Origin of the sequence: Neisseria zoodegmatis (genome assembly GCF_900187305.1) — a bacterium.
Classification (GTDB): Bacteria; Pseudomonadota; Gammaproteobacteria; order Burkholderiales; family Neisseriaceae; genus Neisseria; species Neisseria zoodegmatis.
In genome coordinates, this window is record NZ_LT906434.1 from 1530695 (window position 1) to 1545186 (window position 14492).

General features: G+C 48.5%; 9 protein-coding genes. 7 read left to right on the top strand and 2 right to left on the bottom strand.

Going from position 1 to position 14492, the window contains the following annotated elements; translation table 11 throughout:
• Positions 1-87 precede the first annotated feature (87 nt).
• Positions 88-2475, bottom strand: a complete 2388-nt coding sequence (ppsA, locus tag CKV66_RS07205; protein ID WP_085362597.1) for a phosphoenolpyruvate synthase — start codon at positions 2473-2475, stop codon at positions 88-90.
• A gap of 488 nt (positions 2476-2963) precedes the next feature.
• Between ppsA and ppsR the strand changes: the two genes are divergently transcribed.
• From ppsR to CKV66_RS07220, 3 genes are all read left to right on the top strand, one after another.
• Positions 2964-3782 carry a posphoenolpyruvate synthetase regulatory kinase/phosphorylase PpsR gene (ppsR, locus tag CKV66_RS07210; RefSeq protein ID WP_085362596.1) on the top strand — a complete coding sequence of 273 codons (819 nt, stop codon included), beginning with the start codon at positions 2964-2966 and terminating at the stop codon, positions 3780-3782.
• Positions 3783-3934: 152 nt separating this feature from the next.
• Complete coding sequence (locus CKV66_RS07215) at positions 3935-4720, top strand: basic amino acid ABC transporter substrate-binding protein (protein WP_085362595.1); 786 nt, start codon at positions 3935-3937, stop codon at positions 4718-4720.
• Between the two features lie 269 nt (positions 4721-4989).
• A complete protein-coding gene (locus tag CKV66_RS07220) occupies positions 4990-6588 on the top strand; it encodes a peptide chain release factor 3 (RefSeq protein WP_085362594.1) in 1599 nt (532 codons plus the stop codon).
• Between the two features lie 207 nt (positions 6589-6795).
• Here CKV66_RS07220 and CKV66_RS07225 read toward each other — a convergent pair whose 3' ends face one another.
• The gene (locus CKV66_RS07225) at positions 6796-7968 is read right to left on the bottom strand and encodes a polyamine ABC transporter substrate-binding protein (RefSeq protein WP_085362593.1); all 1173 of its coding nucleotides are present in this window, start codon (positions 7966-7968) and stop codon (positions 6796-6798) included.
• Positions 7969-8209: 241 nt separating this feature from the next.
• On the opposite strand from CKV66_RS07225, the gene alaS reads away from it, so the two are divergent.
• The 4 genes from alaS (at position 8210) to holA (ending at position 14390) form a co-directional block, all read left to right on the top strand.
• Positions 8210-10834, top strand: a complete 2625-nt coding sequence (gene alaS / locus CKV66_RS07230; RefSeq protein WP_085362592.1) for an alanine--tRNA ligase — start codon at positions 8210-8212, stop codon at positions 10832-10834.
• A 78-nt stretch (positions 10835-10912) separates the two neighbouring features.
• Positions 10913-12448 carry a PIN-like domain-containing protein gene (locus tag CKV66_RS07235; RefSeq protein ID WP_085362591.1) on the top strand — a complete coding sequence of 512 codons (1536 nt, stop codon included), beginning with the start codon at positions 10913-10915 and terminating at the stop codon, positions 12446-12448.
• Between the two features lie 461 nt (positions 12449-12909).
• Positions 12910-13389, top strand: coding sequence for an LPS-assembly lipoprotein LptE (locus tag CKV66_RS07240; RefSeq protein WP_085362590.1), 480 nt, complete (start codon positions 12910-12912; stop codon positions 13387-13389).
• The gene (gene holA / locus CKV66_RS07245; RefSeq protein ID WP_085362589.1) at positions 13389-14390 is read left to right on the top strand and encodes a DNA polymerase III subunit delta; all 1002 of its coding nucleotides are present in this window, start codon (positions 13389-13391) and stop codon (positions 14388-14390) included. Before CKV66_RS07240 ends, holA begins: the two co-directional genes overlap by 1 nt.
• Positions 14391-14492: the final 102 nt, after the last annotated feature.

A 14492-nucleotide genomic window follows, 5' to 3' on the forward strand; every position in this document is an offset into this window, starting at 1 on the left:
TTCTGCTAAATCGTTTTCATCACAAATGTTTCAAAACAAAAATGCCTTGTCTAAACAGACAAGGCATTTTTCAGATGGACTTAAGGCTTACTTGTTCAACTCTTTAGCCAAGTAGAGCCAAGTTTCAATCACGGTATCAGGATTCAATGATACGGTTTCAATGCCTTCTTCTACCAGCCATTTCGCAAAATCGGGGTGATCCGAAGGACCTTGTCCGCAGATGCCCACGTATTTGTTGTGTTTGCGGCAGGCAGAAATCGCCAAGTGCAGCATTACTTTAACGGCGGGGTTACGCTCGTCGAATGTACCAGCAATCGGGCCGCCGCTGTCGCGGTCAACACCCAAAGTCAACTGGGTCATGTCATTCGAGCCGATTGAGAAGCCGTCAAAATATTGCAGGAACTGTTCGGCCAGCAAGGCATTGCTTGGCAGTTCGCACATCATGATCAAACGCAGGCCGTTTTTGCCGCGCTCCAAGCCATTTTCTTTCAAGGCTTTGATTACCGCTTCGGCTTCGTTGAGGGTGCGCACGAAAGGAATCATGATTTCGACGTTGGTCAATCCCATTTCGTCGCGAACGCGTTTCAAAGCTTGGCATTCTAAAGCGAAGCAGTCTTTGAAATCATCCGATACATAGCGGGCGGCACCGCGGAAGCCCAACATCGGGTTTTCTTCGTGCGGTTCGTAGAGATTACCGCCAACCAGATTGGCGTATTCGTTTGATTTGAAATCCGACATACGTACAATGACTTTGCGCGGATAAACAGACGCAGCCAATGTCGCTACACCCTCGGCAATTTTATCAACGTAAAACGCTACCGGAGAAGCATAGCCTGCGATGCGGTCGGAAATTTCGTTTTTCAAATCAGCATCTAAGCGGTCAAACTCCAACAACGCTTTGGGGTGGATACCGATCTGACGGTTGATGATGAATTCCATGCGCGCCAGGCCGATACCTTCGTTGGGCAGGCTTGAGAAGCTGAAGGCCAATTCGGGGTTGCCGACGTTCATCATGATTTTTACCGGTGATTTGGGCATATTGTCCAAAGCCACATCGGTTACTTCCACATTCAGCAAACCGTCGTAAATCAAACCGGTGTCGCCTTCTGCGCACGATACGGTTACTTCTTGGCCGTCTGAAAGCACGCCGGTGGCATCGCCGCAGCCTACTACGGCAGGAATGCCGAGTTCGCGGGCAATAATCGCCGCGTGACAGGTACGTCCGCCGCGGTTGGTCACGATAGCAGACGCACGTTTCATTACCGGCTCCCAATCCGGGTCGGTCATGTCGGTTACCAACACATCGCCGGCTTGAACGGTATCCATTTGAGAAGCGTCTTTGACCAAACGTACTTTACCTTGGCCGACTTTTTGACCGATGGCACGGCCTTCGCACAATACTTTTTTGTCGCCGCTGATGCTGTAACGACGCAGGCTGCGGGTATTGTCTTCTTGAGATTTCACGGTCTCAGGGCGCGCTTGCAAAATGTATAGCTTGCCGTCGGTACCGTCGCGACCCCATTCGATATCCATCGGACGGCCGTAATGCTCTTCAATGATCAAAGCGTATTTGGCCAGCTCGGTAATCTCTTCGTCGCTGATAGAGAACGCTTTGCGGTCTTCTTGAGGCACATCAACCACTTGCACGGATTTACCCGCTTGAGCTTGCTCGGTAAACGTCATTTTGATCAGTTTCGAGCCCATAGTTTTGCGCAAAATGGCCGGACGGCCTGCTTTCAATGTAGGCTTGTGTACATAAAACTCGTCAGGGTTTACCGCACCTTGTACGACGGTTTCGCCCAAGCCGTAAGAAGCGGTAACGAATACAACGTCTTCAAAGCCGGATTCTGTGTCGATAGAGAACATCACACCTGCCGCACCGCTGTCTGAACGCACCATGCGTTGAACGCCGGCAGACAAGGCAACCACGTCGTGGGCAAAGCCTTTGTGTACGCGATAAGAAATGGCTCGGTCGTTATATAAAGAAGCGAATACATGTTTCATTGCTTCTTTAACGTTTTCCAAGCCATTGATATTCAGGAAGGTTTCTTGTTGGCCGGCAAAAGAGGCGTCCGGCAAATCTTCTGCGGTGGCGGAAGAACGTACCGCTACGGAAATTTTATCGGTACCGGCATCGGCTACCATCTTATCCCAAGCGGTTTTAATATCGGCATCCAATTGCTCTGGGAATGGTGTGTCGAGAATCCATTGGCGGATTTCTTTACCTACGCGCGCCAATTCGGTAACGTCTTCCACATCCAAAGCTGCAAGGGCTGCAGAGATACGTTCGTTGAGACCGTTATGTGCCAAAAAAGCACGGTAAGCTTCTGCGGTCGTAGCGAAACCTCCGGGTACGCGCACGCCTTTTTCAGTAAGCTGACTGATCATTTCGCCCAAAGAGGCGTTTTTACCGCCTACGCTCTCTACATCAGTCATGCGCAGGTTTTCAAACCAAATCACGTAATTTGCAGCCATTTTTAAATCCATTAAACAAGTTAAAAAAGAAATAAATCTCGCGGGGGTATTCTAACCACTCAAACCCGCAGTGTCATGTGTTTTATTGCGAAAGAATGGCTGATGCCGTCTGAAAAATTGCGGGAAGCCGGATATGTAGTCTCTTGAAATAAATTATACAAAACCGTTTGAAATCCTATTAACCCTTGTTAAATATAGGGTTTGGTTTAAAACAGCATATTTCCAATAGATATTTAAACTGCTCATATTGGCATATTGTTTCAATAATAATGAATTTATTGTAAAAAATGTGCGTTTAAAAATTTTTTGATTTTAATTGTAGTTTGATGTAGTTTTTGAAGACCGTATTGCACTTACTCACCCACTCCGGCGGACAGCAACGAATCAAGGTTTGCTTTGACTTACATTTTCAGATGGCCTTATGATACGGCGGTATTGTCTGAAGGCATCCTAACCAAATCAATAACTCATTATAAAAAGGAACCATAATGGCACGCCGTTCTGCTTTTTTTATTTCCGACCGCACAGGTATCACTTCCGAAAGCATGGGTGAAGCCCTGCTGGATCAATTCGAGGGAGTGAATTTCAAAAGAGCAACCTACCCCTTTGTCGATACGCCCGAAAAAGCGCGCGCAATGGTGCAAATCATCAATGCCGCCGCTTCAGACAGCGGCCTGCGGCCATTGGTATTTACCAGCATCATCAACGACGAAATCCGCACGATTATCAAAACCTGCCAAGGTTTGCATCTCAGCTTTTTCGATGCTTTCTTAGGCACGATTGAGCGCGAGCTGGGCTTGCGGGCGCGGCATTCGGTAGGCCGTACCCACGGCATTGGCGACACCGAACGCTACGATGCCCGTATGGAAGCGGTGAATTTCTCTTTAAACCACGACGACGGCATCAGCGGCAAAGATTTAAAAGACGCAGACGTTATTTTGATGGGCGTTTCCCGTTCAGGCAAAACCCCTACTTGCCTGTATCTCGCCCTGCAATACGGCATCCGTGCTGCCAACTATCCGTTAACTCCCGAAGATTTGGAAAGCAGCGACCTGCCGCGCATGGTAAAACCGTACAAACACAAATTATTCGGCCTAACCATCCAGCCCGAGCGCCTGCAAGCCATCCGCCACGAGCGCCGACCGGACTCCAACTATTCGCAGCTCACTACTTGCCGCCGCGAAGTAGCCGACGCACAAAGCATGTTCCGTGCGCACTCCATTCCTTTTACCAACACCACGGATAAATCGGTGGAAGAATTGGCCGTGAGCATCATGCAGGCTTGTCAGCTGAAACGTCGTTTTTAAAAAATACACCATCAATGCTCAGGCCGTCTGAAAACCAGTTTGCCTAAACGTTTTCAGGCGGCCTCGAGTGACATTGCGCAACATCAAAATATGTGTATTTTTATTAGCCTATGTTAAAATCAATTTTTCACTCTTTTATCAGGAAGAATCAAATGAATATGAAAAAATGGATTGCCGCAGCCGTTGCCTGCTCGGCATTTGCTTTAAGCGCTTGTGGAGGCCAAAGCAGCGACAACAAACAAACGGCCGCTGCCGGTGAAAAAGTTTACCGCGTTGCCACCAATGCTGAATTTGCCCCTTTTGAATCCAAAAACAGCAACAACGAGATTCAAGGCTTTGATATCGACCTGATGAACGCCATGGCCAAAGCCGGCAATTTCAAAGTGGAATACAAACACCAACCGTGGAACAGCCTCTTCCCCGGCCTTGCCAACGGCGATGTGGACATTCTGCTTTCCGCCATCACCATCACCGACGACCGCAAACAAACGATGGACTTTTCTGATCCGTATTTCAAAATTACCCAAGTGATTTTGGTGCAAAAAGGTAAAGACATCAAATCCATCGACGATCTGAAAAACAGCCAAAAAGTCGGTGTGGTAACCGGCCAAACAGGCGACCTCGCCGCTTCTAAAATCTTGGGTAACGACAGCCCCAAAATCGCCCGCTTCGAGACCCTGCCGCTCGTGATCAAAGAACTTGAAAACGGCGGTTTGGATGCAGTGATTTCCGATAGCGCGGTTGTCGGCAACTATGTGAAAAACAACGGCAACAAAGGCTTCAACGTGATTACCCCGCCTGATTTTGAAGTGGAAAACTACGGCATTGCCGTACGCAAAGGCGATACCGCCACTTTGAACATGCTGAACGACGCCCTGAAAAAAGTGCGTGAAAACGGCGATTACGACAAAGTTCAAAAACAATACTTTGCCGAATAATTTGCCTGCATTGCTTGATAAAGCATAATAGATGAGGCCGTCTGAAAAACTTTTTTCAGACGGCCTCACTTTATGATTGAACATTGAAAAAACAAGCGTTTTTCCGTATAATCCGCCGTTTTTTCAGACGCAAACATTGGCACGATTATTAAGAACACATACCGCCCTGCATCATAATATCCGCAGTAAAAATACAACGCAGGCAGTTGTTTGGTTAATGTTTAAGGCCGTCTGAAAATCTCTTTCATACGATTCCGATACGAGTTTATATGTCCGACATCCTGCAAGAAGTGCGCCGCCGCCGCACATTCGCCATCATTTCCCACCCCGACGCGGGTAAAACGACGTTGACCGAAAAACTGCTGTTGTTTTCAGGTGCGATTCAAAGCGCCGGCACGGTAAAAGGCAAGAAAACCGGCAAGTTCGCCACTTCCGACTGGATGGAGATCGAGAAGCAGCGCGGCATTTCCGTAGCGTCGTCGGTCATGCAGTTCGAGTACAAAGACCATACCGTCAATCTGCTGGATACACCCGGCCACCAAGATTTCTCGGAAGATACTTACCGCGTACTCACCGCCGTTGACAGCGCCTTGATGGTCATTGACGCCGCCAAAGGTGTGGAAGCGCAAACCATCAAACTTTTGAACGTTTGCCGTTTGCGCAACACGCCCATCGTAACCTTCATGAACAAATACGACCGTGAAGTGCGCGATTCGTTGGAACTGCTCGACGAAGTGGAAAATATCCTCAAAATCCGTTGCGCGCCGGTTACTTGGCCTATCGGTATGGGCAAAAACTTCAAAGGTGTTTACCACATTCTGAATGATGAAATTTACCTGTTTGATGCCGGTGGAGAGAAGTTACCGCATGAATTTGAAATTATCGAAGGCATTGATAATCCGCGCTTAGACGAGCTGTTCCCGCTTGAAATGGATAATCTGCGCGCCGAAATCGAATTGGTTCAAGCCGCGTCAAACGAATTTAACCTCGAAGAATTTTTAGCCGGCGAGTTAACGCCCGTATTTTTCGGTTCGGCCATCAACAACTTCGGTATTCAGGAAATTCTCAACTCACTGATTGACTGGGCGCCTGCTCCCAAAGGCCGTGATGCCACCGTGCGCGAAGTGATGCCGTCTGAAGAAAAGTTTTCCGGTTTTGTGTTTAAGATTCAAGCCAATATGGATCCGAAACACCGCGACCGCATTGCCTTTTTGCGCGTTTGCTCCGGCAAATTCGAGCGCGGCATGAAAATCAAGCATTTGCGCATCAACCGCGATATCGCCGCTTCCAGCGTAGTTACGTTTATGTCGCACGACCGCGAGCTGGTGGAAGAAGCCTATGCGGGCGATATCATCGGCATTCCCAATCACGGCAACATTCAAATCGGCGACAGTTTTTCCGAAGGCGAACAGCTGGCATTTACCGGCATTCCGTTTTTTGCGCCGGAATTGTTCCGCAGCGTGCGTATTAAAAACCCGCTGAAAATGAAGCAACTGCAAAAAGGCTTGCAACAGCTGGGCGAAGAAGGTGCAGTGCAAGTGTTTAAACCGCACAACGGCGGCGATTTGATTTTGGGTGCAGTAGGCGTGTTGCAATTTGAAGTGGTGACGTCCCGCCTTGCGGCCGAGTATGGCGTAGAAGCTGTGTTTGACAACGCCAGCATTTGGTCTGCCCGCTGGGTATCGTGTGCCGACAAGAAAAAACTGGCCGAGTTTGAAAAAGCCAATGCAATCAACCTTGCTATTGATGCAGGCGGCAATTTGGCTTACCTCGCTCCCAACCGCGTAAATCTGAATCTAACCCAAGAGCGCTGGCCGGATATTGTGTTCCACGAAACGCGCGAACATTCTGTCAACTTAAACGCTTAATTTCTTAAGATTCATATCAAAATCCCCCATGCTTGAGGCCATCTGAAAAATGGTTCCGGCATGAGGGATTTTATATTTTTGCTAGCCGCTTTTTCAGACGGCAAGTTAAGACACTATCCATTCAAAAAAAACTCCGTCATGCTCCAAGTAACAAAGCACAGCGGAGTTTTAAGTATCTACTGTTAAAAACATCAAACAGAATTCAGTCTATTTCGCGACTTTAATCTGCTGCCATTGGCGCACCATTTCTTTCAGCGCTTCCGGCTCCAAAGGTACCATGATGAAGCTGTTGGCTAAATCTTCATCGCTTGGGAAAATCGAATTGTCGCTGCTGTATTCCTTGTCCATCAGATCTTTGGCAGGCATAGACGATGGCGCGTAAGTGACGAAATTGCCGTTTTTCGCAGCGATTTCAGGCTCTAAAAAATGGTTGATGTAGCGGTGGGCGTTGAGTACGTTGTGGGCGTCTTTCGGGATTGCAAACGAATCCACCCAAATACCCACGCCTTCTTTCGGCATCATCACGCGGATTTTTTCTTTGCCGCCTGCTTCTGCCGCACGGCGTTTCGCTATATTCAGGTCGCCGCCGAACCCGACTGTAACGCAGGTATCTCCGCGTGCCAGTGCGTCAATAAAGCCGGAAGAGGTAAAGCGCTTCACATTGGCACGGTTGGCTTTCAGCACATCCGTGGCAGCCTGAATATCTTCCGGCTTGCTGCTGTTGGGATTTTTTCCCAGATAATTCAATACCATCGGATACATTTCCGCCGCACTGTTCAAATAACTGATACCGCATTTTTTCAGCTTGGCCGTGTATTCCGGGTTAAACACCAAATCCCATTGGTTATCGGGCAGCTTGTCTGTTCCCAAAGCGCGTTTAACCCGCTCCGTATTGATGGCAAAGGTATTCGTGCCCCAAAAAAACGGCACGGCGTATTCATTGCCGGGATCAACCTGCTTCATCAATTCCAAAAGTTTCGGGTTGATATGACGGTAGTTCGGAATCAGGCTTTTATCGAGCTTCTGATAAGCCCCGGCCTTAATCTGACGGCTCACGAAAGCATTCGACGGCCCTACCACATCGTAACCGGATTTTCCCGTTAACACTTTCGATTCAAGCGTTTCATCACTTTCATACACATCGTAAGTAACCTTTACGCCAAACTGCTTTTCAAAATCCCTAACCGTTTTCGGATCAACATAATCCGACCAGTTATAGATTTTTAAAGCAGCCGTTTCGGGAAACCGGTTTTGTGGGGCAGCCACGGTTTCAGACGGCTTGGCCTGAACTTCGGCCTTTTCCGGCGTTTCTGAAGAACGCCCGCCGCAAGCAGCCAACAAAGAAAGGGAAAACACAAGAAAAGAAAGTTTCAGAGGCATTATCATTCCTTTAGGTAGTATTATTTTATTAGGGTAAAAACCATCATAAAGTTCCCGCCGTTAAAACAAACTTATCCCGGCAAACGGAGGTTTGCCCAAGTATAGGGCAGCACGCCGCTTTTGAGTAGGCGTAACATCAAATCTGCGGTAATATACGCAAGATTTTAATCCGATTTTTCAGACGGCCTCGAGCAAACCATCGGGCCGTCTGAAACCGTTTCAAACCTTAACTGTAAATATCATGAATACATCCGAACTCCGCCAAAAATTCCTCAAATTCTTTGAAAGCAAAGGCCATCAAATCGTTCACTCGTCTTCACTCGTGCCGCATGACGACCCCACCCTGCTCTTCACCAATGCAGGCATGAACCAATTTAAAGACGTATTCTTAGGCTTCGACAAACGCACCTACAACCGCGCCACCACCGCCCAAAAATGCGTACGCGCCGGCGGCAAGCACAACGACCTCGAAAACGTAGGCTACACCGCCCGCCACCACACCTTTTTTGAAATGATGGGCAACTTCTCTTTCGGCGACTACTTCAAACGCGATGCCATCCATTTCGCTTGGGAATTTCTCACCTCTCCCGAATGGTTGAACCTGCCCAAAGAAAAACTCTTGGCCACCGTTTACGCCGAAGACGACGAAGCCTACAACATCTGGCTCAACGAAATCGGCATGCCGTCTGAAAAAATCATCCGCATCGGCGACAACAAAGGCAGCCGCTACTCCAGCGACAACTTCTGGCAAATGGGCGACACCGGCCCCTGCGGCCCCTGCTCAGAAATCTTCTACGACCACGGCGACCACATTTGGGGCGGCCCTCCGGGAAGCCCCGAAGAAGACGGCGACCGCTTTATCGAAATCTGGAACTGCGTGTTCATGCAGTTCAACCGCGACGAACAAGGCAATATGAACCCGCTGCCCAAGCTTTCGGTAGATACCGGAATGGGCTTGGAACGCATGGCCGCCGTGATGCAGCATGTGAACAGCAACTACGAAATTGATTTGTTCCAAAACCTGCTCAAAGCCGCCGCCCGCGAAACCGGCACCGAATTCAGCATGGAAGTGCCCAGCCTGAAAGTGATTGCCGACCACATCCGCGCCTGTTCGTTCCTGATTGCCGACGGCGTGCTGCCGAGCAACGAAGGCCGCGGCTATGTGCTGCGCCGCATCATCCGCCGCGCCGTGCGCCACGGCTACAAACTCGGCCAAAAAGGCGCGTTTTTCCACAAACTCGTGCCTGATTTGGTGGCCGAAATGGGCGAAGCCTATCCCGAATTGAAAGAAAAGCAAGAAGCCATCACCGAAGCCTTGCGCCATGAAGAAACCCGTTTCGCCCAAACCCTCGAAACCGGCATGGCTTTGCTGGAAAACGCCCTTTCAGACGGCCGCAAAATGCTGGACGGCGAAATCATCTTCAAACTCTACGATACCTACGGTTTCCCCTACGACCTTACCGCCGACATCTGCCGCGAGCGCAATATCGACATGGACGAAGCCGGTTTCGAGCGCGAAATGGAAGCCCAACGCCAACGCGCCCGCGCCGCGCAAAGCTTCAAAGCCGACACCCAGCTTGCCTACGACGGTCAAGACACCGAGTTCAAAGGCTATACCGAGCGCAAAACCGAAGCCAAAATCCTCGCCCTTTATAAAGACAGCGAACCCGTAAACGAACTGAACGAAGGCGAAACCGGCGCGGTTGTGCTGGACAACACCCCGTTCTATGCCGAAAGCGGCGGCCAAGTAGGCGATGTCGGCTTGATTAAAGCAGACGGCAACGTATTTGAAGTACGCGACACCCAAAAAATCAAAGCCGCCGTATTCGGACAATTCGGCGTCGTATCATCAGGCCGTCTGAAAGTGGGCGACACCGTTACCGCCGAAATCGACAACGATATCCGCGATGCCAACATGCGCAACCACAGCGCCACCCACCTGATGCACAAAGCCCTGCGCGACGTATTGGGCACACATGTAGAACAAAAAGGCTCGCTCGTTACCGCACAATCCACCCGCTTCGACATTTCCCATCCGCAGCCCGTTACCGCCGAAGAAATCGCCGAAGTGGAGCGCCGCGTCAACGCCGCCATCCTCGCCAACGTAGCCGTAGATGCCGACATTATGAGCATGGAAGACGCCCAAAAAGCCGGCGCAATGATGCTCTTCGGCGAAAAATACGGCGATGAAGTGCGCGTACTGAAAATGGGCGATTTCTCCACCGAATTGTGCGGCGGCACCCACGTTAAACGCACCGGCGACATCGGCCTCTTCAAAATCATTTCCGAAGGCGGGATCGCCGCAGGCGTGCGCCGCGTCGAAGCCATCACCGGCCTGAACGCCCTGCAATGGGCGCAAAACCAAGAGCGCTTGGTTAAAGACATCATCACCGAAGTAAAAGCCCAAACCGAGCGCGACGTATTGGGCAAAATCCAAGCCAACGCCGCCCAAACCAAAGCGCTGGAAAAAGATTTGGCCAAAGCCAAAGCCGAGCTTGCCGTACACGCCGGCGCAAAACTCTTGGATAACGCCAAAGACGTAGGAGAAGCCAAACTCGTGGTGGCCCAAATCGAAGCCGACGCAGCCGCCTTGCGCGAAATCGTTACCGACCTCACCGGCAAATCCGATAAAGCCATCGTACTGCTCGCCGCCGTAAACGACGGCAAAGTTTCCCTGTGTGCAGGCGTTTCCAAACCGTTGACCGCCAAAGTAAAAGCAGGCGACTTGGTAAAATTTGTCGCCGAGCAAGTAGGCGGCAAAGGCGGCGGACGGCCGGATTTGGCACAAGCCGGCGGTACGGATGTTGCTAAATTGCCTGAGGCTTTGGGTAGCGTGAATGATTGGGTTGGCGGAAAGCTGGCTTGATTTGGGTTTGATTAGAAAAGGCCGTCTGAAAATTTTCAGACGGCATTTATTAAATAAATTTAGAGGTTAAAAATAAAAATGCCATCCATAAAAGAAGAATTTAAATGGGCAATTCCACTGACAGAAGAGGAGACTAAAGATATTTGGGAAAATGCTGTCTTAACAGTTGATACAAATGTACTATTGGATTTATATCGTTATCATAAGGAAACAAGAAATAGTATTCTAAATAGTTTGCGTTTATTTGAAGGAAGATTGTGGCTCTCACATCAAGTTGCTACAGAGTTTTTTAGAAACAGAAATAAAGTTATATCTGAATCAGAAAAGCAGTTTGAAAACAGTAAAGATTCAATATTGAACATTATTTCTTCAAAATTTTCTACAATCGTCAGCGAGATGAAGGGAATACGAACTATTCCTAAAATTTTAAAGCAAGAATTAGAAATAGCATTACAAGAAAGTCAGCATAAACTTGCTGATAAAATCAATCAGTTAGAATGGGAGAAAATAACTTATTCTGAAAATGATGATATTCTTGAAGCTATTTTACAGTTATTTGGAAGTGATGATTGCTTAGGTGAACCATTTCCTGAAAATGAATTATCAGATATATGTGAAGAAGCAAAAAGAAGAATAGATAATGAGATTCCCCCAGGATATAAAGACAAGTCGAAAGAGAATGATAGAGAGTATGGAGATTTTTTTCTTTGGGAGCAGATATTAAGACACGGTGTAAAAGTTAAAAAGCCATTAATTTTGATTACTTCTGAGCGCAAAGAGGATTGGTGGGAAAAAATATCATCTAGGCAGGTTGTTGGTTTGCGTTCTGAATTAAGAAAAGAAGCTTGGGAAAGGCTCAAACAACCAGTTTTAGTTCTCCAAACTCAAAGATTCATAGAGTTAGCTGCACAAGAAAAAGAAAATCAATTACCTAATCAATCACTTGCAGAAGTGGTTAAAGAGATTACGCAGTTACATAGTGATAGAGAAAATAGGGAGCAGGTAGAAAAACTCAACTGGATATTCTCAAATCAAGAAATAGATCAATTTAATTTTGATAACAACAGAATTAATCGCAGAGAAAAAAACAATAAAAACAATCTTATATATGACGTTGAGCAAGAGATATTATATTCTGATGAATATAGCAATATAGGTTATTTAATATGTACGGTTAGTCGCCCAACCACACGATTTACTGTAAGTGGGAGATTAAAACCACATTTAAGATCTATTCCTAAAATTACTGTAAAATTAATAGATGCTCCTAACGATGTATACATAAATCCATATGCTCGAACAGGAACATTATATGATTTTAATATTCATATGAACTTAGGTATGAATGAGTTAATACCGCCGGGGAGATATGTATTTAAATATTTTGCATACTCAACTGACACATATTCTTACGATGATATCGAAGAGAAAGTTGTGGATTGTCCTGAGTGTGGTGCTCCATACTTAACAAGACCAAACATTTGCACAGAATGTGAATATGAATCGGAACGAGACTGTGTGAGATGCGGAGCAGAGATACTACCAAGTGAATTAGAGTTTGCTCCTTTATGCGGTTATTGTGCTTATCAACGAAATAAAAGTTTGGATGACTAATTTTTTAGTAAATCTAGGTTGGTTAGGAGAATCAACATTTTAGATAACCGAAGAAAGGTAGGTTGGGTTTTAACCCAACCTACACCATCTATTACACTAATATTTTGGGTATATTTGAATGAAACGCTTTTCATACGTCCTGTGATTTTCAGTTAAACACCCGTAGGGCGGGCATCCTTGCCCACCGTTTGATCCAAGGCGAAATATTTTCAGCATGGGCGGCGGGCAAGGATGCCCGCCCTACTTTTTATCCAACCATTTCGGGTTTGGGTTTTGAAGGTGCTTGAATGCAGGTGGCGCGTGTTTGCACTACATGTTTTGCATTCTGAAACAGCATAAGCCCCACCTACTTGAGGCTGTCTGAAAACGTTCAGACGGCCTCAAGTTCATCGCCTCTGCCTGACAAACGCTTTCCCCCTGGGCTATAATCCCCATCTGTTTATCTAACTGTGAAAGCCGTTATGAAAAAGATATTTTTGACCACCGCAACTCTGCTGATTGCCGCTTGCGGCTTTCATTTAAAAGGCATGGCGGGTACGCCGAGTAAGTTGCCCTATCCTTCTTGGCATGTGGAAGGCGTGCAATCTATGCGCCAGCCGTTGGAAAATGCGTTACGACGGGCCGACGGCAAGCCGGTGTCTGCGGGGCAGGCGCAGGCGACGATTGTGGTTAATGCTGCCCAAGCTCAGCGTGATATTCATACGATTACGCGTGCGGCGGACATCAATGAATATCTGTTGACTTTGCGCGTGGTGGCTCAGATGCATGTGAACGGGCGTCCGCAAGGCGAGCCGATGGTGGTGTTGATTGAGCGCAAGATGGACTATGCCGACAGCGAAGTGTTGGGCAAACAGGAAGAAGAAGCCACCATTTGGGCGGAAATGCGCGCCGATGCAGCCGACCAAATCGTGCGCCGCTTAACCTTTTTGAAGGCCAACTGATGCCGGTGATGAGTATCGAACAGGTATCATCCGATTTGCCGTTGAAACCGCTGTATGTGATTCACGGCGAAGAAGATTTGCTCCGCGTGGAAGCGCTGGACACTTTGCGTGCCGCCGCCAAACAGCAAGGCTATCTCAACCGCGAAGTTTATACTGCCGACAATGCGTTTGATTGGAACGAATTATTGCACTCCGCAGGCAGCATGGGTTTGTTTGCCGATCTGAAGCTGCTGGAAATCCATATCCCGAACGGCAAACCCGGCAAAAACGGCGGCGATGCGCTGCAATCGCTGGCAGAAAATCTGCCGGAAGACACCGTAATCATTGTGATGCTGCCCAAACTCGAACGCGCCCAAACGCAGGCCAAATGGTTCGGTGCGTTGGCGGCGCACGGCGTGGTGTTGGAAGCCAAAGCCGTTACCGGTGCCGCCTTGCCGCAATGGATAAGAGGCCGTCTGAATGCTTTAAAACTCAATATCGAACCCGATGCGCTGGCTTTGTTTGCCGAACGCGTGGAGAGCAATCTTTTGGCCGCCAAGCAGGAAATCGACAAGCTCGCGCTGCTGCATCCTGCCGGCCATCTTGTGAATATGGCGGATGCCGAAGCCGCCGTTGCCAATGTTGCCCGTTTCGATGTCTTCCAGCTTGCCGGCGCGTGGATGAGCGGCGACAGCACCCGCGTTGCCCGCCTGCTCGAAGGTTTGGAAGCCGAAGGCGAAGAGCCGGTGTTGCTGCTGTGGGCGGTGGCCGAAGACATCCGTATCCTGATCCGCCTGACCGCCGCGCTGAAGCAAGGGCAGAGCATACAGGCCGTGCGCAACAGCTTGCGTTTGTGGGGCGACAAACAAACCCTCGCACCGATGGCGGTAAAGCGCATCAGCATCAACCGTTTGCTTGCCGCCTTGCAGGATTGCGCCCGCATCGACCGCATCATCAAGGGCGCGGAAGACGGCAATGCGTGGGCGGAATTTAAACATTTGGTTACGGGTTTGGCCTTGTAACGGATATAATATGCACCCATTTACACAATAGGCCGTCTGAAAAGTTTTAACGAAACCCGCAAAGTTTGCTTTCAGACGGCCTGAAAAACCAAGTTCTTCAAG